The sequence below is a fragment of the Citrobacter sp. TBCS-14 genome, assembly GCF_005280805.1.
Classification (GTDB): Bacteria; Pseudomonadota; Gammaproteobacteria; order Enterobacterales; family Enterobacteriaceae; genus Citrobacter; species Citrobacter gillenii.
Genome location: NZ_SZWM01001132.1, coordinates 1 through 231, shown reverse-complemented (window position 1 = coordinate 231; position 231 = coordinate 1). Strand labels below are relative to the sequence as shown.

The following is a 231-nucleotide window of genomic DNA, read 5'->3' as shown; positions in this document are numbered from 1 at the left end:
GCGCATATCGCCGGGCTGGCCGTCGGTCTGGCAATGGCATTTGCTGATACTATTCATGTGCGAAAACGAACGTAATTTCAGGGAACCATAATGAAGCAAACACAACGACATGACGCGATCATCGAACTGGTAAAAAAACAGGGATACGTCAGCACCGAGGAGCTGGTGGAGCATTTCTCCGTCAGCCCACAGACGATTCGCCGCGATCTCAACGATCTGGCCGATCAGAAC

The 231-nt window shown here is 51.9% G+C and carries 1 protein-coding gene; it reads left to right on the top strand.

Features of this window, described 5'->3' with window-relative positions; genetic code table 11:
- Nucleotides 1–90 precede the first annotated feature (90 nt).
- Nucleotides 91–231 (top strand): DeoR family transcriptional regulator (locus FDX22_RS24405; RefSeq protein ID WP_146717914.1); only part of this gene is annotated, 141 nt, incomplete at its 3' end.